At 71.6% G+C, this 23,381-nt stretch carries 18 protein-coding genes and 1 pseudogene; 13 read left to right on the plus strand and 6 right to left on the minus strand.

Annotated features, from left to right (window positions below; translation table 11 throughout):
* Positions 1–39: 39 nt before the first annotated feature.
* On the plus strand, positions 40–1,050 hold the full coding sequence (locus tag RIN75_RS01995; protein ID WP_309109986.1) for a hypothetical protein: 1,011 nt from the start codon (positions 40–42) through the stop codon (positions 1,048–1,050).
* A 41-nt stretch (positions 1,051–1,091) separates the two neighbouring features.
* On the opposite strand, the gene RIN75_RS02000 is transcribed toward RIN75_RS01995, so the two are convergent.
* The gene (locus RIN75_RS02000) at positions 1,092–3,197 is read right to left on the minus strand and encodes an MMPL family transporter (RefSeq protein ID WP_309109987.1); all 2,106 of its coding nucleotides are present in this window, start codon (positions 3,195–3,197) and stop codon (positions 1,092–1,094) included.
* Positions 3,198–3,322: 125 nt separating this feature from the next.
* Between RIN75_RS02000 and RIN75_RS02005 the strand changes: the two genes are divergently transcribed.
* Positions 3,323–4,060: a TetR/AcrR family transcriptional regulator gene (locus RIN75_RS02005; protein ID WP_309109988.1), complete on the plus strand. Its 738-nt coding sequence runs from the start codon at positions 3,323–3,325 to the stop codon at positions 4,058–4,060.
* Positions 4,061–4,117: 57 nt separating this feature from the next.
* On the opposite strand, the gene leuS is transcribed toward RIN75_RS02005, so the two are convergent.
* Together leuS and RIN75_RS02015 are read right to left on the minus strand one after the other, a co-directional pair.
* Positions 4,118–6,898, minus strand: a complete 2,781-nt coding sequence (gene leuS, locus RIN75_RS02010; protein WP_309109989.1) for a leucine--tRNA ligase — start codon at positions 6,896–6,898, stop codon at positions 4,118–4,120.
* A 146-nt stretch (positions 6,899–7,044) separates the two neighbouring features.
* The gene (locus RIN75_RS02015; protein WP_309109990.1) at positions 7,045–8,109 is read right to left on the minus strand and encodes an esterase-like activity of phytase family protein; all 1,065 of its coding nucleotides are present in this window, start codon (positions 8,107–8,109) and stop codon (positions 7,045–7,047) included.
* A gap of 110 nt (positions 8,110–8,219) precedes the next feature.
* On the opposite strand from RIN75_RS02015, the gene RIN75_RS02020 reads away from it, so the two are divergent.
* On the plus strand, positions 8,220–8,618 hold the full coding sequence (locus RIN75_RS02020) for an SdpI family protein (RefSeq protein WP_309109991.1): 399 nt from the start codon (positions 8,220–8,222) through the stop codon (positions 8,616–8,618).
* 163 nt (positions 8,619–8,781) lie between these two features.
* On the opposite strand, the gene RIN75_RS02025 is transcribed toward RIN75_RS02020, so the two are convergent.
* Positions 8,782–9,381, minus strand: a complete 600-nt coding sequence (locus RIN75_RS02025) for a YqgE/AlgH family protein (RefSeq protein WP_309109992.1) — start codon at positions 9,379–9,381, stop codon at positions 8,782–8,784.
* Positions 9,382–9,641: 260 nt separating this feature from the next.
* On the opposite strand from RIN75_RS02025, the gene RIN75_RS02030 reads away from it, so the two are divergent.
* Positions 9,642–10,937 carry an MFS transporter gene (locus RIN75_RS02030; RefSeq protein ID WP_309109993.1) on the plus strand — a complete coding sequence of 432 codons (1,296 nt, stop codon included), beginning with the start codon at positions 9,642–9,644 and terminating at the stop codon, positions 10,935–10,937.
* On the opposite strand, the gene RIN75_RS02035 is transcribed toward RIN75_RS02030, so the two are convergent.
* Both RIN75_RS02035 and RIN75_RS02040 read right to left on the minus strand, forming a co-directional pair.
* The gene (locus RIN75_RS02035; protein WP_309109994.1) at positions 10,925–11,191 is read right to left on the minus strand and encodes a helix-turn-helix transcriptional regulator; all 267 of its coding nucleotides are present in this window, start codon (positions 11,189–11,191) and stop codon (positions 10,925–10,927) included. The genes RIN75_RS02030 and RIN75_RS02035 overlap by 13 nt on opposite strands.
* Before the next feature lie 105 nt (positions 11,192–11,296).
* On the minus strand, positions 11,297–12,736 hold the full coding sequence (locus RIN75_RS02040; protein WP_309109995.1) for a CCA tRNA nucleotidyltransferase: 1,440 nt from the start codon (positions 12,734–12,736) through the stop codon (positions 11,297–11,299).
* 135 nt (positions 12,737–12,871) lie between these two features.
* On the opposite strand from RIN75_RS02040, the pseudogene RIN75_RS02045 reads away from it, so the two are divergent.
* The 9 genes and pseudogenes from RIN75_RS02045 to RIN75_RS02085 form a co-directional block, all read left to right on the plus strand.
* A pseudogene (locus RIN75_RS02045) lies at positions 12,872–13,357 on the plus strand (NUDIX hydrolase); the annotation flags it as partial.
* 161 nt (positions 13,358–13,518) lie between these two features.
* Entirely contained in the window at positions 13,519–15,939 is a 2,421-nt protein-coding gene (locus RIN75_RS02050) for a DUF6049 family protein (RefSeq protein ID WP_309109996.1), read from the plus strand.
* Positions 15,936–17,567: a murein biosynthesis integral membrane protein MurJ gene (murJ, locus tag RIN75_RS02055; protein WP_309109997.1), complete on the plus strand. Its 1,632-nt coding sequence runs from the start codon at positions 15,936–15,938 to the stop codon at positions 17,565–17,567. The genes RIN75_RS02050 and murJ overlap by 4 nt, the downstream gene beginning before the upstream one ends.
* Before the next feature lie 37 nt (positions 17,568–17,604).
* Positions 17,605–19,125, plus strand: a complete 1,521-nt coding sequence (locus RIN75_RS02060) for a protein kinase family protein (protein ID WP_309109998.1) — start codon at positions 17,605–17,607, stop codon at positions 19,123–19,125.
* Positions 19,126–19,186: 61 nt separating this feature from the next.
* Positions 19,187–19,804, plus strand: coding sequence for an RNA polymerase sigma factor SigM (gene sigM / locus RIN75_RS02065; protein WP_309109999.1), 618 nt, complete (start codon positions 19,187–19,189; stop codon positions 19,802–19,804).
* Complete coding sequence (locus RIN75_RS02070; RefSeq protein ID WP_309110000.1) at positions 19,801–20,571, plus strand: hypothetical protein; 771 nt, start codon at positions 19,801–19,803, stop codon at positions 20,569–20,571. Before sigM ends, RIN75_RS02070 begins: the two co-directional genes overlap by 4 nt.
* 103 nt (positions 20,572–20,674) lie before the next feature.
* A complete protein-coding gene (gene trxB / locus RIN75_RS02075) occupies positions 20,675–21,664 on the plus strand; it encodes a thioredoxin-disulfide reductase (RefSeq protein ID WP_309110001.1) in 990 nt (329 codons plus the stop codon).
* A 46-nt stretch (positions 21,665–21,710) separates the two neighbouring features.
* Positions 21,711–22,043 carry a thioredoxin gene (trxA, locus tag RIN75_RS02080; protein ID WP_309110002.1) on the plus strand — a complete coding sequence of 111 codons (333 nt, stop codon included), beginning with the start codon at positions 21,711–21,713 and terminating at the stop codon, positions 22,041–22,043.
* Positions 22,044–22,215: 172 nt separating this feature from the next.
* Positions 22,216–23,364 (plus strand): N-acetylmuramoyl-L-alanine amidase, encoded by a 1,149-nt coding sequence (locus RIN75_RS02085; RefSeq protein WP_309110003.1) that lies wholly within the window; start codon positions 22,216–22,218, stop codon positions 23,362–23,364.
* Positions 23,365–23,381 lie beyond the last annotated feature (17 nt).

The following is a 23,381-nucleotide window of genomic DNA, read 5'->3' on the forward strand; positions in this document are numbered from 1 at the left end:
GACTGGATCGGCGCGGGCGGCAGGTGCTCCCATTCGCGCATGGTCCGACGACGAACCGCCCTCTTGTGCGCGGGGCTGCTCGTCGCCACCGCGCTCGTCCCGGCCTTCGGTGAACGCCCCCGGCGCGCCGTCGTCACCGCCGCCGGCACGCCCGTCCCGCTCGCGTACGTGATCTCCAAGAACGGCCAGGTCCAGGTCCTCGACACCGCCGCCGGCAAGGTCCGCACCGAGGTCGACACCGGGGCGTGGATTACCGGCGCCGCGGTCGCCCCGGACGGCACCCGGGTCTACGTCGTCAACGGCTACGCGGGCGTCATCACCGCCGTCGACCCGCTCGTCGGCAAGGTCACCGGCCGCATCCACACCGGCGCCCAGCTCGCCCGCGCCGCGCTGCACCCGAACGGCGAACGCCTGTACGTCACCGGCAGCGGCGTCGTCGTCGTCGACACCCGCGATCTCCACCTGATCGCGGCGGTCCGGGTGGGCCGCCAGCCGCAGGGCATCGCGGTCGCACCGGACGGCGATCTGGTCTTCGTGGCCAACTCCCAGGACGGCACGGTCACCGTGATGGACACGAAATTGTCGTCCGCGGTCGCCACGATCCCCGTCGGCGGACTCCCGCAGAACGTGGCGGTCAGCCCCGACGGGAGCGCGGTCTACGTCAGTTCCCTTGAGGTCTCCGACCGCACCGGCACGATCACCCTGATCGACCCGCAGACGAACCGCGTGCGCCGGCACCAGAAAGTGGGTCGGGGCGCGGGCAGCGTCGCCGTGACCCCGGACGGCGAACGGGTTTACGTCGCCCTCGACGGCGAAATCGCCGTCCTGGACACCAGCACCGACGAGGTCACCCGCGTCCGCCACGACGTCCGCGGCCTCGCCATCCCGCCGGGCGACCGCCGCGTCTTCCTGGCCTGCGGCAAGACCACGACCGTCATGGACAGCACCGACAACACGGTCCTGACCACCTACCACCACAGCGCCCCGTTCAACGACAACGGCCGGCGTTTCGACGCCATCGCAGTGGTTTTCGCCCAACAACGCTCATGAAAGCGGCCCCCGGACACGAAGTCCGGGGGCCGGCACAGCGACTAGACCCGCGCGGGAACCCGCTCGTCCTCCACCGGCGGCGCCTCCTCGTGGATGGCCATCCGCTCCTGGATCCGCTTCAACGGCCCGGGCGCCCACCAAGCCGCCCCGCCCAACAGCTTGAGCACCGCCGGCACCAGGAGCATCCGCACGACCGTGGCGTCCAGCGCCAGCGCCAGGATCATGCCCACACCGACGAACCGCATCATCGCGACCTGCGAGAACGCGAACGCCCCGGTCACCACGATCAGCAGCAACGCCGCCGCCGTGATCACCCGACCGGTCTTGGCCAGCCCCGTCGCCACCGCCTCCTCCGTGGACGCGCCGCGCCCGCGGGCCTCGACCATGCGGGACATGAGGAACACCTCGTAGTCCGTGGACAGCCCGAACACCATGGCCGCCATCAGCACCACGATCCCCGACTCCAGCGGCCCCGGCGTGACCCCCAGCAGCGAAGCGCCGTGGCCCTCCTGGAACGCCAGCACCAGCACGCCGAACGTGGCCGACAGCGACAACGCGCTGACCACGACCGCCTTGAGCGGCAGCAGGACCGACCCGAACGCCAGGAACATCAGCAGGAACGTGGCGCCGACCAGCATCAGCACCATCCACGGCAGCTCGGCGCGCACCGCGTCCAGGCTGTCCGACACCACCGCCGTGTTGCCGCCGACCAGGACCTCGTCACCCGGCCCGTCCAGCGCCCGGACGTCCTTCATCGCCTGCTTGGCCTCGTCGGACAGCTGGTCCACGTCCAGACCGGCGTTGACCAGCCACACCCCGTTCTTCGGCTCGGCCGCGATGACCGCCTCGCCGACCCCGGGCACCGCGCCGACCCGGGTCGCGAACGCCTGCACGTCCGCAGGCGTCGGGTCGCCGGTGATCACGATCTTGATGCTGCCGGACGCCAGCCCGGGGAAGTCGTTGTTGATCGACTCGGCCGCGACCCGCACCGCGTTGCCCTCCGGCAGCACCTTCTCGGTGACCTGCCCGAACTTCACGCCGAGGAACGGCGCGCCCAGCGCCACCAGCACCGCGACGATCGGCAGCGCGAACAGCACCGGCCGCTTCATCACCACGCCGGCGAGCTTGCGCCAGCCGCGCTCGGACGGCTCGCCCTTCTTGCGCCACGGCATGGCCAGCTTGTCCACCCGGTGGCCGAGGATGCCCAGCAGCGCGGGCAGCAGGGTCAGCGACACGACCATGGCGATCGCCACCGCGGACATGCCGCCGTAGCTGAGCGACTTGAGGAAGCCGTGCGGGAACAGCAGCAGCCCGGACAGCGCGATGACCAGCAGCGTCGCCGAGAACACGACCGTGCGGCCGGCGGACATGACGGTCCGCCGCACGGCCTGCTCCGGGGTGCGGCCGGCGGCAATCTCCTCGCGGAACCGGCCGACGATGAACAGGCCGTAGTCGATGGCCATGCCCAGGCCGAGCAGGCTGGCGACGTTGACCGCGAACGAGTTCACCTCGGCGCCCAGCGAGATCGCGTGCAGCACGCCCAGCGACCCCATGATCGCCAGCCCGCCGACCAGCACCGGCAGGGACGCGGCGACCAGGCCGCCGAAGATGACGATGAGCAGGAGCAGCACGATCGGCAGCGAGACGGCCTCGGCGGTGGCCAGGTCCGACGACGACATGTCGTTGATGGCCTTCTGGGTCGGGATGAACCCGCCCACGACCTCGTTGACGCCGTCGACGTGCAACTGGTCCTTGATCTGCTCGTACTGCTTGACGTGCGTGTTGGAGTCGCTGCCGCGCAGCGTGATGGCCACCAGCGACTTGCCCGCCTCGGCCGACGGGAACGGGTCCTGCACGGTCAGCACGGCGTCGGACGGCAGGCCCGACAGCTGGTTGTCGATCTTCTGCAGCATGGCCGGGTCGACCGTGTCGTACACGACGACCACGTCACCGCCGGTCCGCCCGAACGCCTGCTCCGCGACCTTGTTGGCGCGCGCCGACTCGCTGTCCGGGGCGTCGTAGCCGCCCTGGCTGAGCTTGTCGAAGACCCCCAGACCCCACACGCCGCCCGCGACGGCCAGCACCACCGTCGCGATCAACACCACCCATCGGCGGCGGTACGCCAGCGATCCCCACTTCGCGAACAAAGCGTCCTCCCAGGCTGATGCGTTACGGTGGCGTGAATGGCGTGAACTTCGTAAACACCGTTCACTGAGATCCCCGCCCGACCGTACGCCCGGTGAACACCGTTTACAACCCGATGGGGTGACATATGACCGAGGCCACGCGCCGCGAACGGCTCCGGGCCGAGACGGAGCGCGACATCCGGCGGCAAGCACGTGCCCTGTTGGTGTCGCATGGTCGCGATGCTGTCACGCTTCGTGCCATCGCCCGGGAACTCGGCATCACCGCACCCGCCCTCTACAGGTACTACGACTCGCGCGAGGACCTGCTCCGCCGGCTCGCCGACGACATCTGCACCGACCTCGCCGTCGAACTCGACGCCGACCTCGCGGTGATCGCGTCCGACGACGTCGCCGCGCAGGTCTACGCGGTGTGCCGGGGCTTCCGCCGGTGGGCGCTGGCCCACCCGCAGGAGTTCGCGCTGGTGTTCGCCAGCACCGAGGACACCCTCGGCGTGTGCAGCCCCGACCAGCGCGAACAGGTCGGTGACCAGTTCGGCCGGATCTTCCTGGAGGTCGCGGGCCGGCTCATCGCGAGCCATCCCGCGCCGACGCCACCGCACACCGACGTGCCGGAGAGCCTGCACGCCGACCTGGAGGCCTTCCGCCGGGTGCTGCTCGACACGGTCGCCGCGCAGGGCGTGCCGGTGGACCCGGAGGTGCTGCCGCTGACCGCCGTCTACCACATCACGCAGTCGTGGGTCCGCCTCTACGGCCACGTGGCGCTGGAGGTCTTCGGCCGCTTCCCGTTCGCCATCGGCAACCCCGAGCCCATGTTCGACTCGATGCTCCGCGAGATCCTGGCCGAGATGGGCTTCACCGACTGACCCGCAGACACGAAAGGGGCCGCTCCCCGTTGTCGGGAGCGGCCCCTTCCAGCGTTGCTACAGCACCACGTTGACCAGGCGGCCCGGCACGACGATCACCTTGCGGGGCTCACCGCCGCCGACCAGTTCGGCCACCTTCGGGTCGGCCAGCGCGGCGGCCCTCACCTCGTCCTGCCCGGCCGACGCGGGCACGACCACGCGGGCCTTCACCTTGCCGTTGACCTGGATCGGGTACTCCACGGTGTCCTCGACCAGGTACTTCTCGTCGGCCACCGGGAACGGCCCGTGCGCCAGCGACTCGGCGTGGCCCAGCTTCGCCCACAGCTCCTCCGCCACGTGCGGGCACAGCGGGGCCAGCAGCAGGACCAGCGGTTCGGCGATCGCGCGCGGCGCGCCGCCCGGGTGGTGCTTGGTCACGTGGTTGTTCAGCTCGATCAGCTTCGCGCCCGCCGTGTTGTAGCGCAGGTTCGCGTAGTCCTCGCGCACGCCCGCGACCGTCTTGTGCAGCAGCCGCAACGCTTCCTCGGTCGGCTCCTCGTCGGTGACCCGCAGCGCGCCGGTCTCCTCGTCGACCAGGTTGCGCCACAGGCGCTGCAAGAACCGTTGTGCGCCAACGACGTCCTTGGTCGCCCACGGGCGGGACACGTCCATCGGGCCCATCGACATCTCGTACAGCCGGAACGTGTCCGCGCCGTACCGGTCGCACATGTCGTCCGGCGTGACGACGTTCTTCAGGCTCTTGCCCATCTTGCCGTACTCGCGCTTGACCTCTTCGCCCTCGAAGAAGTACTTGCCGTCGCGCTCCTCCACCTGCTCGGCGGGCACGTACACGCCGCGCGCGTCGGTGTAGGCGTACGCCTCGATGTAGCCCTGGTTGAACAGCCGCCGGTAGGGCTCGTCGCCGGACACGTGGCCCAGGTCGAACAGCACCTTCTGCCAGAACCGCGCGTACAGCAGGTGCAGCACCGCGTGCTCGACGCCGCCGATGTACAGGTCGACGCCGCCCGGGTCGTCGGCCCCGTGCTCCTCGGTGCGCGGGCCCAGCCAGTAGCGCTCGTTCTCGGCGTTGACGAACCGGCTGTCCTCGGTCGGGTCCACGTACCGCAGCTGGTACCAGCAGGAACCGGCCCAGTTCGGCATGGTGTTGGTCTCGCGCCGGTACTTCTTGCGCCCGTCGCCCAGGTCCAGCTCGACCTCGACCCAGTTCTCCGCGCGCGACAGCGGCGGCGACGGCTCGGAGTTCGCGTCGTCCGGGTCGAACGTCCGCGGCGAGTAGTCGTCCACGTCGGGCAGCTCGATCGGCAGCATCGACTCCGGCACCGCGACCGGCACGCCGTCCTCGTCGTAGACGATCGGGAACGGCTCGCCCCAGTACCGCTGGCGGGAGAACAGCCAGTCGCGCAGCTTGTACTGCACGGTCCCCTCGCCGCGGCCCTGCTCCTCCAGCCACGCGATGATCGTCTTCTTGGCCTCGTCGACGTCCAGGCCGTCCAGGAAGCCCGAGTTGATCGCCGGGCCGACGCCGGTGAACGCCTCGCCCTCGAAGTCGGCGGGCGGCTGCACGGTCCGGATGATCGGCAGGTCGAACGCCTTGGCGAAGTCCCAGTCGCGCTGGTCCTGGCCGGGCACCGCCATGATCGCGCCGGTGCCGTAGCCCATCAGGACGTAGTCCGCGACGAAGACCGGGATCTCCTTGCCGTTCACCGGGTTCACCGCGTGCGCCCCGGTGAAGACGCCGGTCTTGTCCTTGTTCTCCTGGCGGTCCAGTTCGGACTTGCGGGCCACCTCGCGCCGGTAGGCCTCGATCGCCTCGGCGTGCTCGGGGGTCGCGATGACGTCCACCAGCGGGTGCTCGGGCGCCAGCACCATGTAGGTCGCGCCGAACAGCGTGTCCGGGCGCGTGGTGAAGACCTCGATGTCGGTGTCCCCACAGGCGAACTTCACCCGCGCGCCGTGCGAGCGCCCGATCCAGTTGCGCTGCATCGACTTGACCTTCTCCGGCCAGTCCAGCCGGTCCAGGTCGTCGATCAGGCGGTCGGAGTAGGCGGTGATCCGCATCATCCACTGGCGCAGCGACCGGCGGAACACCGGGAAGTTGCCGCGCTCGCTGCGGCCGTCGGCGGTGACCTCCTCGTTGGCCAGCACGGTGCCCAGGCCGGGGCACCAGTTGACCGGCGCCTCGGACAGGTAGGCCAGGCGGTAGCCGCCCAGCACCTTCTGCTGCTCGGCGCGGGTCAGCTCGCACCAGCCGCGACCGTCCGGGGTGGACCGCTTGCCCTGCGCGAACTCGGCCTCCAGCTCGGCGATCGGCCGGGCCTTCTTGGCCTTGTCGTCGTACCAGGAGTTGAAGATCTGCAGGAAGATCCACTGGGTCCACTTGTAGTACGCCGGGTCGATCGTGGAGATCCGGCGGCGCTCGTCGTGGCCCAGGCCCACCCGGCGGATCTGCCGCAGGTAGGTCTGGATGTTGTCCTCGGTGGTCTTGCGCGGGTGCTGGCCGGTCTGCACGGCGTACTGCTCGGCGGGCAGGCCGAACGCGTCGAAGCCCATCGTGTGCAGGACGTTGCGGCCCGTCATCCGGTGGTAGCGGGCGAACACGTCGGTGCCGATGAAGCCCAGCGGGTGGCCGACGTGCAGCCCGGCGCCGGACGGGTACGGGAACATGTCCTGCACGAACAGCTTGTCCGCGGGCACGTCACCCTTGAGCGGGCCGACCGGGTTGGGCGCGTGGAACGTGCCGCGCTCCTCCCACTCGCGCTGCCACCGCCGTTCGATCTCCCCCGCCAGTGCGGCGGTGTAGCGGAAGGCGGGCGTCTCAGCCGCCGCGTCGGTGCTCATCTGGGTAGTCCCTTCCGGTTGCCGGCCCCTGACATGACGAAACCCCCCAGCCCCGATGGGCATGAGGGGTTGCCGCGCCGACCCTTTCGTGCGGGTCCGCGCGGCTAGATAAGGAGCAGGCGGGCCGTGCTCATGCCTCCACGGTATCAGCGGACCGCAAGCAGGATGAACCGGGTGAACTCCTCGGCGGCGAAGTTGTCGTCGCTGACCAGCACGACCGTGCGCGCGCCGGACGGCAGGCGGGGTCCCCAGGCGATGCCCTCGACGTTGTCGATCACCGGCAGCGGGAAGTCGGACAGGTCGGCGAGCAGGCGCTTGCGCACGGGCTTGTAGTCGGCGTCGACGAGGGAGGCCACTTCTTCCACGTTCGTCGCGCCCCGCACGTCGATCTCGAACAGCCGCACCTCGTAGTCGGAGCCCGGCACCCAGGACCGCTCGACGGTCAGGTAACGGCCGGGGTTGCGGGGGTCGGCGAGGATGCCCGGGACGCCGGTGTCCGGGCCCCACGGTCCGGGTTCGGGCGCGGCGAACAGGGGTTCCAGCGGGTAGGCGTGCTGGCTGAGCACGTCGCCGGAGCGGTTCTGCACGGTCAGGCGGGCGACCGAGCCGCGGTCGACCGTGGACTCCTCGCCGTCCTGCACCAGCGGACCTTCGACGACGCTGGTCAGCAGCGAGCCGGTGCGGTCGAACGTGATCGCCTCCAGCGCCCGGTTGCCGCGCGGGCCGGCGTTCTCGGTGATCGCGTAGTTCGCGGGCAGGGGGAGTTGCCCGGCGTAGGAGCCGTCGCGTTCGCTGCGCTCGATGGACGGCTGGACGACGGTGGTCGACCGGTTGCCCTCCTGGCTCCACCAGTATTGGCCGGTCAGCGGGTCGACGCGGACGTCCTCGGGGTCGACGGCGTTCGGCGGGTAGGGGACGCCGTCCGGGTTGGTGAGCGTGCGGACGCCGGTGATCGCCACCCCGTCGACGGCCACCCTGGCCGTGTACACCCGAACGGGGTTGATGTTCGACCGGTCGTCGCTGATCAGGACGTACTCGCCGGTCTCCGGGTCGCGGTCGATGCCGGAGAGGCCGCCGACGGTGGTTCCGGCGTACTGGAGCTCGTGCGGGAGCACGTGGTGGCCCAGGAAGCCCACCTCGGGCGTGGCGTGCGCGGTCGTCGCGTGCGCGGCGACGAGGGCCGCCGCGACCAGGAGTGAGCGGGTAATCACGGGTTCGACCCTGCCGCCCGGTCGGCCGGCACCGGAACTCCCACTTCGGGTGACCACGTTCGGAGGACCTGGTTCGACCTTGATCGAAGGACGCGCCTACCCTCGACAGGGTGAACATCGTGCTGCTCGTGGTGCTGGGCTTGGTCGGCGTGGCGTTCGGGACGACCGGCGTGCTGGGTCTGCGCGGCCAACTGCGCCGCAACCGGTTCTTCGGCGTCCGCACCGCGGCCACCCTCCGCGACGACGAGACCTTCGCGATGGCCAACCGCGTGGCGGCCGTGCCGACCGCCGTGGCGGGCGCGATCGCCCTGCTCAGCGCGGTGGCGGTGCTCCTGAACCCGGAGACGGCACTGGTCGTCGGTCTGCTGGGCCTGGTCGGTTCCCTCGTGATCGCCGCCGCCGGCGGCGTCGTGGCCCACCGGGCCGCCGAGGCCATGCCCGCACCGGAGCCGGCGGGTTGCGGCGGCTGCGCCTGCGCCGGCGCGTGCGGCGTGCTCCAGCGCGCCTGACCGACAAGAGTTCACGGCCCGGACGCCCACCACCGTCCGGGCCGTTTCTGCTTCACGGCCGCGGCCTCCGGCCCCCGTCTCCATTGTCCCGCGGGGGTACGACAATCCGGTTCGAGCGCCCCCTGGGGCTCATTCTTCCAGCGGGGTACGACACGGTGGGCCGTCAGTTGCGGCGGACGTCCATGGGGAAGGTGGCCAGCAGTGCGGTGGGCATGCCCTGGCGGCGGAGGACCCGGCCCCACAGGTCGGTGTTCGGTGGGGTCAGGACGTCGTCGGGCAGGCCCGGCACCACGATCCAGTCGCCGCGGTCGATCTCGCGCGCCAACTGGTCCTCGCCCCACCCCGCGTAACCCGCGAACACCCGCAACCCGCGCACCTTCGGGACCAGGGCGTCCGGGTCCGAATCCAGGTCGATCAACGCCACCGGTCCGTGCACGCCGACCACCCCTTCGAGGGAGCCGTGGTCCTCGCCGGCCCGCAACGCGGCCAAGCACAGGGCCGTCTTCTGCTCCACCGGACCGCCGATGTACACCGCCTGCGGCCGGGACACGTGCGGCCCCCACGCGGGCAGGACGTCGTGCACCGCGACCTCGCTCGGGCGGTTCAGGACCACGCCCAGCGTGCCCTCGCCGCGGTGGTCGATGACGTAGACCACGGTGCGGCGGAAGTTCGGGTCGGTCAGGCTCGGTGCCGCGACCAGCAGGGAACCCGGTTCGACTTCGGCATCAGGGCGCACCGGCCCATGATCCCAGACGACGCACATCACACCCGGAGCGGAACATCCGGGTTACCGTGTTCGTTGCAGTGACCGTCAGGTGCCATCGAGTCCCCCGGGCCCAACACAAACCGCCTTCGCGGAATACCGCACGGCTGGAGCCGCGAAGCGCAATCCGCCGAGAGGCGACCGGGCACCTGGCGCCAGGGAGGCCGGATCCGTCACGGGTCCGGCCTTCGTGGCACTCACGCCCCTGATTCCCCCGACCGTTCACCCGAGCGGCCCACCCCAAGGCATAGGCTCGTGGCGTGACCACTGCCGGGACCACGGCAAAGCACCACCTCGGAATCCGGAAGCTCCTCGCCGTCGCCGACTTCCGCAGGCTGCTGGCCTCCCGGCTCGCGGCCCAGTGGGGTGACGGTCTGTTCCAGGCCGGTCTCGCGGGCGCGGTGCTGTTCAACCCGGAGCGGCACGCCGACCCGCTCGCCGTCGCCGCCGGGTTCGCGGTCCTGCTGCTCCCGTACTCCGTGGTCGGGCCGTTCGCGGGCGCCCTGCTGGACCGGTGGGACCGCCGCCGCGTCCTGGTCGTCGCCAACCTCACCCGGGGCGCGTTCATCCTGCTCACGGCCGCCGCCGTGGGGCTGGGCCTGGACGGCGTCCCGCTCTACGCGTCCGCGCTGTTCGTCACGGGGGTGAGCCGGTTCGTCGGCTCCGGCCTGTCGGCGTCCCTCCCGCACGTGGTGGACGACGACCACCTGGTCGAGGCCAACGCCTTCGTCACCACCCTCGGGGCGCTGACCGCCGTGCTCGGCGCGGCCTGCGCGGTCGGGCTGCGCCAACTGCTCGGCGCGGGGGACGGCGGTTCGGCGTCGACCACGGCGTTCGCCGTCGTCGGCTCGCTGACCGCCGCGTTCCTGGCGTCCCGGTTCGCGCGCGGCGTGCTGGGCCCCGACGAGGTCGACGAACCGTCCCGCACGGTGACCGCCGTGGCGCTGGGCCTGGTCGACGGCGGACGGGCCGCGTGGCACGCGCCCAGCGTGTCCGCCGCGCTGCTCGCCCTGCTCTCCCACCGCGCCGCGTTCGGCATGTCGCTGCTGATCACGCTGCTGCTGATGCGCAACTCGTTCACCGACTTCGGCCCGTTCCGGGCGGGCCTCGCGGGACTCGGCGAGGTCGCGGTCTTCGGCGGCGCGGGCATCCTCGTCGCCGGCCTGGTCACCGACCGGGTCGTGGACGTGCTCGGCCGGCGCGGCACGGTGTGCGGCGCGCTCGGCCTGGCCGCCGCGACCCAGCTCGGCCTCGGCCTGCCCATGACCCTGCCGACCACGCTGGCCGCGTCGTTCCTGCTGACCTTCGCGGGCCAGGTGGTGAAGCTGTGCGTGGACGCGGCCGTGCAGCACGACATCGGCGACGAGGTCCGCGGCCGGGTGTTCGCGCTGTACGACACGCTGTTCAACGCCACGCAGGTGGCGGCGGTCGCGGTCGCCGCGGCGGTGGTTCCCCTGGACGGCCGGTCACCCGGCCTGGTCGTCGCGGCGACCGTCGCCTACCTGCTCGGCATCACCGGCTTCCTGGCGCTGAACCGCCGCACTCACACGCCATAAGGCACCGGTAGCCGGATCATCCCTATCTCGTGCGCGTAGACCACGGCCGCCATGCGGTCGCGCAGGTTCAGCGCCCGCAGGATCTCGCCGACGACCACACCGACCTGGCGCTGCGTCACCGCCAGCACGCGGGCGATCTCGTGGTCGGCCAACCCCCTGGCCAGACACCTGAGCACCGCCCGCTGGTGGTCGGTCAGCACCGCCAGCCCGTCCGCCCGAGCGCCCCCTTCTGTGGACAACCCCCAAGCGTTCATTCGACACCACCCCCAAATGTGCGCCTGCCCCCGACGCACACAGTCATGGTGTCGCAACCGCCTGTCACTTGGCTAACGGAAAGCGGGTGATTGTTTCACCAGGAGTCACCCGGGCACGTCGATCCCCTCGGCACGCGCCCACGCCATCAGCTCCGCCACGGCCTCGTCGTGGTCCAGCGGACCGCGGTCCAGCCGCAGTTCCTTGAGGAACTTCCACGCCTTGCCGACCAACGGCCCCGGCGGCAGCCCGAGCAGCTTCATGATCTCGTTGCCGTCGAGGTCCGGCCGCACCCGGCGCAGGTCCTCCTCGGCCGCGATCCGGGCGATCCGGCGCTCCAGCTCGTCGTAGGTGCGCTGGAGCGTGTTGGCCTTGCGCTTGTTGCGCGTGGTGCAGTCGGCGCGGACCAGCTTGTGCAGGCGCGGCAGCAGGTGACCCGCGTCGGTCACGTACCGGCGCACCGCCGAGTCGGTCCACTCGCCGGAGCCGTAGCCGTGGAAGCGCAGGTGCAGGTACACCAGCTGGGAGACGTCCTCGACGACCTCCTTGGAGTACCGCAGCGCCCGCAAGCGCTTGCGGGCCATCTTCGCGCCGACCACCTCGTGGTGGTGGAACGAGACGCCGCCGCCCTCCTCGAACTTCCGCGTGTCCGGCTTGCCGATGTCGTGCAGCAGCGCCGCGAGCCGCAGCACCAGGTCCGGCTCCGGCCCGTCCTCCAGGTCGATCGCCTGCTCCAGCACGACCAGCGAGTGGTGGTAGACGTCCTTGTGCTGGTGGTGCTCGTCGATCTCCAGCTTCATCGCGGGCAGCTCGGGCAGCACGACGTCCGCCAGCCCCGTCTCCACCATCAGCTCGATGCCGGCCTTCGGGAACGCGCCGGTCAGCAGCTTGGACAGCTCGGCCTGCACCCGCTCGGGCGTGATCCGGGACAGCTCGCCCGCCATCGCCCGCATCGCCTCGACCACCCGCGGCGCGGGCCGGAACCCGAGCTGGGACACGAACCTCGCCGCGCGCAGCATCCGCAGCGGGTCGTCGGAGAACGACTGCTCGGGCGTCGCGGGCGTGTCCAGGACCTGCTCCGCCAGCGCCGCGCGACCGCCGGTCGGGTCCACCAGCTCGCGCGCGACCAGGTCGAACGCCATCGCGTTGGCGGTGAAGTCGCGCCGGACCAGGTCGCCGTCGATGGTGTCGCCGAAGGTGACCTCGGGGTTGCGCGTCACGCCGTCGTAGGTGTCCGCGCGGAACGTGGTGATCTCCAGCGTCAGACCGCGCTTGGCCGCGCCGACCGTGCCGAACGCGATACCGGTGTCCCACACCGCCTCGGCCCACCCGGACAGCAGCTTCTCCACCGCCGGCGGCCGGGCGTCGGTGGTGAAGTCCAGGTCGTAGGAGCCGGTCAGCCGGCCCAGCAGCGCGTCACGGACACTGCCGCCCACGAGGTAGAGCCGGTGCCCCGCGGCGGCGAACCGCTCGGCCAGCTCGTCGGCGACGGGGAACGCGCTGAGCAGCTCCACGACGTCATCTGGGGACAGCTTCGATCCGGACACGAAAGGCCAGCCTTCTATCAGCGAGGGTTTTGGTCCTAAGTCAAGTCGTCTAAGTCAAGCATGCGACGATATCCGTTACTTCGGGCAACGCCGGGGTCACGACCGGTAATCAAGGTACGTGACTACCATCAGGTCATGCCCCACTCGTCCGGTCGCTCCGGCGGTCCCAAGCCGAGGCGTCGGAACCGACGTCGCGGCCGCCGCCTGAAGACGGTGGACGAGACGTCGGCGGGCGGCCTCGTGCTCGACCGCCTGCGCGGCGCGGCGGCGATCATCGGCCGGCTCGACCGACGTGGCAGGCTCCTGTGGTCGCTGCCCAAGGGCCACATCGAGGCCGGCGAGACCGCGGAGCAGACCGCGGTGCGCGAGGTCGCGGAGGAGACGGGTATCCATAGCAGGGTCCTGCGGCCCCTCGGCTCGATCGACTACTGGTTCGTCGCCGAGGACCGCCGGGTGCACAAGACCGTCCACCACTTCCTCCTCGAAGCGCTGGGCGGCGAGTTGTCCGACGAAGACGTGGAGGTCACCGAGGTGGCGTGGGTGCCCCTTGGCGAACTGGACGAGCGGCTCGCCTACGCGGACGAGCGGCGGCTGGTGCGCCGGGCCGTCGACCTGCTCGCCGGGTCCGAACTGCCCGACCTGGTCAACGCGGCCCGCACCGAGTTCCCGGTGCCCCGCGAACTGTCGCGCGAACGGACCGCGCCGCGAGAACTGTCGGTGCCCCGTGAGATGATCGACTCGGGGGCCGGAGGCCACACGGCCGAGGACGGGGCGGAGCGCGCGTGAAACGGCTGCTGTCCGCTCTAGCGGCGGCCGGGCTCCTGCTCACCGGCTCGCCGGCTTTCGCCACGCCCGTCGACGGCGCCGCCCCGGCCCACCCGGGCGCCACCGGCCAACCCGAGACCGCCCCTCAGCCCGAGACCGCGGGCCAACCCGAGAGCGCAGGCCAACCCGGCGGCCAGGTCGACGGCGCGCTGTCCCCGGCCCAACCCGGCCCGGTCGGCGGCGTGATCGCGGGCCGCATCCCGGTCAAGCCCGCGCCCGCCACCCAGGTCTGGTCGACCCGCGCCCTGTCCAGCCAGCCCGGCCAGAACGCGCCCGCCCGGCTCCGGCTCGACATCGAGGCGCTCACCCCCCGCGTCGTCACCGCCGACACCGAGTCCGTCACGATCACCGGCAAGGTCGTCAACATCGGCGACCGCCCGCTGTTCGACCTGGAGCTGCGCCTGGAGCGCGGCAAGGCCCTGGAGTCCGAGGACGCCGTCCGCCGCGCCCTGCGCGAACCCACCGACGCCGAGTTCGTCCAGCCCTGGTTCACCCCGATCGTGGACGAACTGGGGGAGAACGAGAGCAAGCCGTTCACCCTCACCGTCCCGGTCCGCGGCACCGGCACCACCTCGCTGCAGATCGACCAGCCCGGCATCTACCCGGTCCTGGCCAACATCAACGGCCGCCCGCAGGACGGCGGACGCGCCCGCCTGGTCGCGCTGAGCACCCTGCTGCCGGTGCTCGGCGTCCCCGGCGGCAGCCCGCTCGGCGCGCCCGCCGACCCGGCGAAGATCACCCTGCTGTGGCCCCTGGTGGACCGCCCCCGGATGATCTCCGGCGGCCTCGAACCGGTGCTCGCCGACGACGAGCTGGCCGGTTCCCTCGCGCTCGGCGGACGCCTGTACGGCCTGCTCATGGCGTACGAGTCCGCGCTGGACGGCCCGCTGGGACCGGCCGTGTGCCTGGCCGTGGACCCCGACCTGCTGCGCACGGTGTCCGCGATGGCCAAGGGCTACCAGGTGCGCGGTCAGGGCGCGGGCAAGGGCTCCGGCGCGGCCGAGCTGTGGCTGTCCCGGCTGAAGCTGCTCGCCGGCGGCCGGTGCGTGGTGGCGCTGCCGGACGCGGACGCCGACCTGGTCGCGCTGTCCCGGGCCCGGCTGACCGACCTGGCCGCGCTGGCCGGCAAGGGCGTCGACGTGGTCCGCCAGGTCCTCGACGTGCAGGCCCAGGCCGGCCTCGCGTGGCCCGAGGACGGCGTGGTGGACGAGCAGACCCTCGCCGACCTCACCGCGCTGGGCGTGACCTCGCTGGTGGTCGACCAGTCCGCGGTCGCGGGCACCGCCGGCACCGCGCCGGTCCGCCTCGACGCGCCCGGCGGCAAGCCGGTGACCGCCGTCCGGATCGACGACATGGTGTCCGACGCGCTGCGCGGCGGCCCGAACCAGGTCACCGCCGGCATCACCACGCCCGCCGAGAGCCGCCCGGTGTCGGTGCAGAACGCGCTGGCCGCGCTGGTCTACCGGACCGCGTTCCAGGGCGCCGGCCGGCACCTGGTGGTCACGCCCCCGCGCCGCTGGAACGCGCCGACCGGCGAGGTCGACACGTTCCTCCAGCAGACGAAGTCCCTGGTCGGGTCCGGGTTCGCCACGCCGGTGGGCCTGCCGACCCTGCTCGGCGCGACCCCGCCCGAGCAGCGGGCGAGCTTGAGCTACCCGGTCGAGTCCGGCGCGCGGGAGGTCTCGCCCGCGGTCACCGCCGACGTGTCCGCGACCTGGCAGCAGCTCCAGCAGCTGTTCGGCGCGATGGCCCAGCAGGACGCTGAGTCCACCAAGCCCAACGACCTCGTCGAGCCGATGCGCCTGAACCTGCTGCGCGCGGTGTCCGGGTCGTGGCGGGGCAACGAGTCCGGCGCGCGCGCCACCCTGGACACCGGCCGCGAGCAGCTCGACGGGCTGCGCGGCCAGGTCACCGTGTCCGAGCCGAGCAGCCCGATCCTGCTCGCCTCGGGCGACAGCCCCATCCCGGTGACCATCCGCAACCGGCTCGACGTGCGGGTCACCGTGCGCATCCTGGTCGAGGACACCCCCGGCATCCTGGTCGAGCAGCAGCCCGACGTGGTCCTCCCGGCCCGCGGCGACCGGCAGCTCACCGTGCCGGTCGAGGTGCTGCGGTCCGGCCGCTTCCCGGTGCACGTCCGGCTGACCACGCCGGACGGCGTCGAGCTGGGCGAACGGGCCCGGCTGGAGGTGTCGTCGTCCGCGTACGGGACCATCACCGTCGTCATCACCGCCCTCGCGGGCGCGTTGCTCGTGCTGCTGTCCGCCCGGCGCATCTACCGGCGGGCGCGCGCGGCGAAGTCCGCGGCGGCGGTGCCGAGCACAGCAGGCCCCGGGCAGCCGGAAGCGGTCAGGCCGGAGAGGTCGAGCGCGAGTTGAGCGGAACGAGCACGGTGGTCGAGCAGCAGAAGCCCCCGTCGGTGGCGCGTGCCTCCGGCTCGATGGCCATCGCCACGATCGTCAGCCGGGTCTCCGGCCTGCTGGCCAAGCTGCTGCTGGTCACGCTGGTCGGCACGACCGTCCTGAACGACTCCTACCAGGTCGCCACGACGCTGCCGACGATGATCAACGAGCTGCTCCTGGGCGGCGTGCTGACCAGCGTGGCCATCCCGCTGCTGGTCCGCGCCGAGAAGGAGGACCCGGACGGCGGCGAGGGCTACGCGCAGTGGCTGATCACCATGTCGGTGGTCCTGCTCGGCGTCGGCACGCTGGTCGCGCTGCTCTGCGCGCCGCTGCTGACCGCGCTGTTCATCGGCGGCTCGGACAAGGCCAACCCCGAGCTGACCACGGCGTTCGCCTACCTGGTGCTCCCCGGGATCGTCTTCTACGGCCTGTCCGCGATGCTCGGCGCGATCCTGAACACCCGGCACGTGTTCGGCCTGCCCACCTGGGCGCCGGTGCTCAACAACGTCGTGGTGATCCTGACCCTGGGCGTGTACTGGCTGGTGCCGGGTGAGATCTCGCTCGACCCGGTCCGGATGGGCGAGCCGAAGCTGCTGGTCCTGGGCCTGGGCACGATGCTCGGCGTGGCGGTGCAGGCGTCGGTGATGGTGCCCGCGATGCGGCGCACCGGCTTCCGGTTCCGCTGGCGGTGGGGCTGGGACCGGCGGCTCGCCGAGTTCGGCGGGCTGGCGTTCTGGGTGCTGCTCTACGTGGCGCTCGGGTTCGTGAGCATGGTCGTGCTGACCCGGGTCGCGGCCCACGACGAGGGCGCGATCACCGTCTACAACTACCAGTGGCTGGTCGCGCAGGTGCCCTACGGCGTGCTGGGCGTCTCGCTGCTGACCGCCCTGATGCCGAAGATGTCCCGCGCGGCGGCGGCGCACGACACCGGGGCGCTGGTCGGCGACCTGGCGTTCGGCAACCGGATGTCGTCGATCATGCTGATGCCGTTCAGCGCGCTGATGACGGTGGCCGGCGTGTCGATCGGCCTCGCGGTGTTCTCGTGGGGCGAGTCGGGTGTGGTGGGCGGCGAGCGCATCGGCACCGCGTTGGCGCTGTCGGCGTTCGGGCTGGTGCCCTACGCGATCACGCTGTTGCAGCTGCGGGTGTTCTACGCGCTCAAGGACGCCCGGACGCCCACGTTGATCCAGGCGATCATCGTCGTGGTCCGGATCGGGCTGCTGTACGCGTTCCTGGCGATCTCGCCGCCGGAGAAGCTGGCGGTGGGCGTGTCGGTCGCCATGTCGCTGAGCTTCGTCGTGGGTTGCCTGGTGGGGCAGCTGTGGTTGCGCATCCGGTTGGGCCGGCTGCGGACCGGGTACACGGCGTGGACGATCTGCCTGAGCGTGGTGGCGTCGGCCCTCGGGTTCGGGGTGGCCGCCGGGGCGGCGTGGCTCGCCGTCCGGCTGCTGGGCACCGAAGGTCCCGTCGCGACCGCCTGGGTGGAGATGACCGTGCTGACGATCGTGGGACTGCCGCTGAGCTTCCTGCTGATGGCGGTGTTCCGGGTACCCGAGGTGAAGCCCGTGGTGGACAGGATCAGCCGTCTGGTGCGGCGGCGGTGAACGTGCCGACAGAGCCGAGTCCCGTACGCTCGGGCGCGTGAGCAGCGGCCCGATCCAGAACACCTCGCTGGTGCCCGGCGGGGTCATTGGCGACGGCCGCTACCGGCTGCTCGCCTCCTCCGGCGTCGACCAGCGCTGCGACGCCCAGCTGTGGCGGGCGCGCGACGGCCAGCTCAACCGGGACGTCGCCCTGACCGTCCTGGTCGGCGACCCGGCCGACCAGCAGGCGCTGGCGCGGGCCAAGCGGACCGCCGAACGCGCCACCCACGCGGCCAGCTTCACCCATCCGGGCGTGTCCCGGGTGATCGACGTCCTGACCCCCGGCACCGGCGTGAAGCTGGACGAGGGCATCCTCGGCATCGTCGTGGCGGAGTGGACCCAGGGCACCGACCTGATGGACCTGATCGCCGAGGGCCCGCTGCCCGCCGGCGCCGCCACCCGCCTGCTCGAACCCCTCGGCGCCGCGATCGAGGGCGCCCACCACGCGGGCCTGGTCCTCGGCGCGGACCACCCCCAGCGCATCCGGGTGACCTCCGACGGCCGGCTGCGGCTGGCGTTCCCCGGACCGAGACCGGACGCGATCGCCCGCGACGACGTCAAGGGCCTGGGCGCGATCCTGTACCTGCTGCTCACCGGCCGGTGGGCGCTGCCGGGCGGCCCGGAGGGCGTGCCGGTGGCCCCGACCGGCCCGGACGGTTCCGTCGTCGCCCCGAGCACGCTGCACCCGTACGTGCCGCACGAGCTGTCGTCGGTGGCCGTGCGGTCCCTGGAGGACACCAGCGTCGGCGGCATCCGCACGTCCGCCGCGATCCTCCAGGTCCTCGACCAGATCGCCGAGTCCGAGGCCCAGACCGCCCTGATCGAGCCGGTCCACCCCGAGGACGACGGCGCGGTGTGGACCACCCAGCGCCCCCAGCGCGGCCGGGACCACAAGCGCAAGCTGTGGATCAGCGTGGCCGTGCTCGCCGCGGCCACCCTGGCGGTGATCGTCTGGCTGGGCGTGCAGATCGTCAGCTTCTTCAGCGACGAACCCACCAAGGGCGGCGGCCCCACGGTGGTGATCGGCCAGACCACCCCCGCCACCTCCGGCCAGCCCGCCCCACCCGCGCCGACCCCCGCGGGCCCGGTGCAGCCGGCGTCGATCGGCGTCTACGACGTGACGAACCAGCCGGACAACGCCAACCGCGCCAACCGGGCCGTGGACAACAACCCGGCGACGGTGTGGCAGACGGAGAACTACTTCCAGCCGTTCCCGGCGCTCAAGCCGGGCATCGGGCTGATGGCCTCGTTCGCCGAGCCGGTGAAGCTGGCGTCGGTCACGATCACCTCGCCGAGTGAGGGCACGGTCGTCGAGATCCGCGTGGCGGCCGCGGAGAACGCCCCGCTCGAGGAGACCAAGGTCATCGCGACGGCCACTTTGTCGCCGGGCCAGACCCAGATCCAGTTGGGTGAGCACGAAGCCACGCAACACGTGCTGGTGTGGGTGACGAAGCTCGCGGGCGGCGGCCGCAACCACAAGTCCGAGATCGCGGAACTCCTCTACACCCGCGCCCAGTGATCGACACTGCGCCGAACGGGTGATCGAAACGTCACAGGGGAGTGCCGATACGCTCTTCCGCGTGACCGCCGCAGCCAGCTCGGACGCAGACCTCATCGCGGCACACGCCGCGGGTGACCCGCACGCCTTCTCGGAGCTGGTCAGACGGCACAGGGACCGGATGTGGGCCGTCGCGCTGCGCACGTTGCGCGACCCCGAAGAGGCGGCGGACGCGTTGCAGGAGGCGTTCATCTCCGCCTTCCGCGCCGCCGCGAGCTTCCGCGCGGAGTCCCAGGTCACGACATGGCTGCACCGAATAGTGGTGAACGCCTGCCTTGACCGGATGCGCAGGCGGCAGACCCGACCCACCGTGCCGCTGCCCGAGGCCGGGCCCGGCGAGCCGGTCGCGCCGCGGGACGCGATGGCCGAGCGGGAGACGCGGCTGGTCGTGCAGGCCGCGCTGAACGAGCTGCCGGAGGAGCAACGGGCGCCGATCGTCCTGGTCGACGTGGAGGGGTACTCGGTCGCCGAAACCGCCCAGTTGCTGGGCATCGCCGAGGGCACGGTCAAGTCGCGGTGTGCCCGGGGTCGCGCGAAGCTGGCCAAAGTTCTCGGGCACCTCCGGAACCAGAGTGCAGATGCGAACGTCCCAATGAGCGATGTGCAGGTGCAACAGGGACGTCAGTTGGAGGAACGATGACCGGCAATGTGCGGCGTTCAGGGCCGCCGTGGTCCGTCGACCTGCTGGCTGACCTGCACGCGGGTGTGCTGGACCCGCAGGACGAGGCCGAGCTGCGGGCGGCCGTGGCCGACGACCCGGAGGCCCGGGAGATCCTCGCCGCGCTCGACGCGACCGTCGCCGACCTGCGCGACCTGCCGCCGATCCCGGTGCCGCGCGAGGTCGCGGACCGGATCGACGCGGCGCTGGCAGAGGAGTTCCGGCGCGCCGGCGCCTCGCCCGCTCCGACGCACCAGCCGGCCGCCGAGCACGTAGCCCCGGTGGTCGACCTGGCCGCGCGGCGGCGGAAGAAGCAGCTCGGGTGGGGTGCCGGTCTCCTCGCCGCCGCGGCCGTCGCGGTCGGCGTGGTGGTCGTCTCGACCCAGGGCACCCCGACGTCCGACCCCGGCGACAACGTGGCCCAGCCGACCTCGAACACCCCGGTCACCCACCGTCCACTGGCGGTGAAGGGCAACGACTTCGGCCCGGTCTTCGGCGACGTGCTCAAGGCGCAGAACTACGGACCCCTGGAGAACCAGGACAAGCTGGCCGGCTGCCTCCAGGGCGCGAACATCGCCAGCGCCAAGCCGCTGGGCGTCAGCCCGATCACGCTGGACGGCAAGGACGCGGTGATGGCGATCCTGCCGGGCGGCAAGCCGGGCGCGTTCAAGATCGTCGTGCTGGACCCGGACACCTGCGGCCCGGACAACCCGAACGGCGTCCTCGCGACCAGCCAGATCACGCCGTGACGCAGTAGCCCACCTCACCCCGCAGATCAGGAATTGCGGCACCCTACGATCCGTTGAGCACAAGTGCAGGCCCCACGCCTGTCACGACAAACGGAGGTCGAGGGTGTCGGACGTTCGGAACCTGATCGTCGTGGGATCGGGGCCCGCCGGGTACACCGCGGCGGTCTACGCGGCACGCGCGCAGCTCGAACCGCTGGTGTTCGAGGGCTCGCAGTACGGCGGCGCGCTGATGACCACGACCGAAGTCGAGAACTACCCCGGCTTCCGCGACGGCATCATGGGGCCCGACCTCATGGAGCAGATGCGCGAGCAGGCCAAGCGGTTCGGCGCCGAGCTGCGCGCCGAGGACGTGGAGCGGCTGGAGCTGGAGGGCGACGTCAAGTACGTCACCGCCAACGGCGTCCGCTACGCGGCCAAGGCGGTCGTCCTCGCCATGGGCGCGGCGGCCCGCTACCTGCACATCCCCGGCGAGCAGGAGCTGCTCGGCCGCGGCGTGTCGGCCTGCGCCACCTGCGACGGCTTCTTCTTCCGCGACCAGGACATCGCGGTGGTCGGCGGCGGCGACTCGGCGATGGAGGAGGCCACGTTCCTCACCCGCTTCGCCCGGTCGGTCACGGTCATCCACCGCCGCGAGGAGTTCCGCGCGTCGAAGATCATGCTGGAGCGCGCCCGCGCCAACGAGAAGATCAAGTGGCTGCTCAACGCCGAGGCCGTCGAGGTCGTCGGCGAGGGCGGCACGATGTCCGCCCTCAAGGTGCGTGACACCCGGACGGGTGAGATCACCGAGCACCCGTTCACCGGGTTCTTCCTCGCGATCGGCCACGACCCGCGCAGCGACCTCGTCCGCGGCCAGGTCGACGTGGACGAAGACGGCTACGTGAAGGTCAAGGGGCAGAGCACCTACACCAACCTCGACGGCGTGTTCGCGGCCGGCGACCTGGTCGACCACACCTACCGCCAGGCCATCACCGCCGCCGGCTCCGGCTGCGCCGCGGCGATCGACGCGGAGCGCTGGCTGGCCGAGCACGGCGCGTCCGAGGCGCACCTGACGCCCGAGTTCGTGGGCGGCGGCTACGGCGACTCCGCCGACTGACATCCCCCAGCACATCCCCACGTTTCCCGCCACCAGAGGAGAGAACATGGCAGGCGCCACCGTCGCTGTGACCAGCAGCGACAGCTTCACCGAGAACGTGCTCCAGAGCGACAAGCCGGTCCTGGTCGACTTCTGGGCCACCTGGTGCGGCCCGTGCAAGATGGTCGCCCCGGTGCTGGAGGAGATCGCGGCGGAGAACGCCGAGAAGATCACCGTGGCGAAGCTGGACATCGACGCCAACCCCGGGATCGCGCGGGACTACCAGATCATGTCGGTGCCGACCCTGATCGTCTTCCAGGGCGGCCGCCCGGTGAAGCAGATCGTCGGCGCCAAGCCGAAGGCCGCGCTGCTCAACGACCTCGCCGACTACCTCGGCTGAGTGCAACCCGAAGCGTGACCCGTCCGTCTTCACGGTGAGACGGACGGGTCACGCTTTTGTGGGTGGGTAACCACTCGCAGTAGCCCAGCGAGGAGCATCGGCTCAGGCAAGGCACAATAGGGCGTCAACCTCAGCGTCGGCGGCTGTCGACGCCTTAGTGAACGAGGGGTACATGCTGCTACTCCGCCGCGGGGATTTCGGTCCGGACGTCGCCGAGGTGAGGGCCACGCTGACCCGGCTCGGCCTGCTGTCCGATCCGCAGCCGTCTCAGGTGTTCGACCTGCCGGTCGAGCACGCCGTGCGCGCGTTCCAGCAGCAACGGGGTCTGATCACCGACGGCGTCGTCGGCCCCGCCACCTACCGCGCACTGCGCGACGCGACCTACCGCCTCGGCGACCGGCCGCTGGCGTACCTGATGTCCCAGCCGGTGACCGGCGACGACGTGTTCGCCCTCCAGGAGCGGCTGCTGGAACTGGGCTACGACGCCGGTCGGCCCAACGGCGAGTTCGGGCAGCAGACCGAGCAGGCGCTGCGCAGCTTCCAGCGCGACTACGGCCTGATCGTGGACGGCATGTGCGGCCCGGACACGGTGCGGGCGCTGCGCCAGCTCCAGCCGAAGGTCCGCGGCGGCCGGCCGGTGTTCCTGCGCGAGCAGGAGCGGGTCCGCAAGGCCGGGCCGAGGCTGTCCGGCAAGCGGATCATCATCGACCCCGGCCACGGCGGCGAGGACCGCGGTGTCGTGGTCGGTGGCGTGTCCGAGGCCGACGTCATGCTGGACCTGGCCCGCCTGCTCGAGGGCAAGATGGCCGCGACCGGCATGGAAGCCCTGCTCACCCGCGGTCCGCACAACTGCCCGGACGAGAGCGAGCGGGCGCGCTTCGCCAACGAGGCGGGCGCCGACCTGATCCTGTCCCTGCACAGCGACGGCAACAAGTCCCCGCTGGCCAACGGCGTCGCGAGCTTCCACTACGGCACCGGCAACGGCACGTCCTCCACGGTCGGCGAGGCCCTGGCGGGCTTCATCCAGCGGGAACTGGTCGCCCGGACGGGGATGCTGGACTGCGGCACCCACCCGAAGACCTGGGACATGCTCCGCATGACCAAGTGCACCGCCGTCCGCGTGGAAGTCGGCTACCTGACCAACGACCAGGACCGGGCACGGCTGGCGACGCCCGCGTTCCGGGACGTCGTGGCCGAGGGCATCCTGGTGGCCGTGAAACGCCTGTACCTGCTGGGCAAGGACGACCAGCCCACCGGCACCTTCACCCTCGACGACCTCATGCGCCACGAACTGGCCACCGGCCAGCGCTCAGCGGGCTAGCTGATCCGGTTCGAGTC

This window comes from Saccharothrix sp. (assembly GCF_031180885.1).
Lineage (GTDB): Bacteria > Actinomycetota > Actinomycetes > Mycobacteriales > Pseudonocardiaceae > Actinosynnema.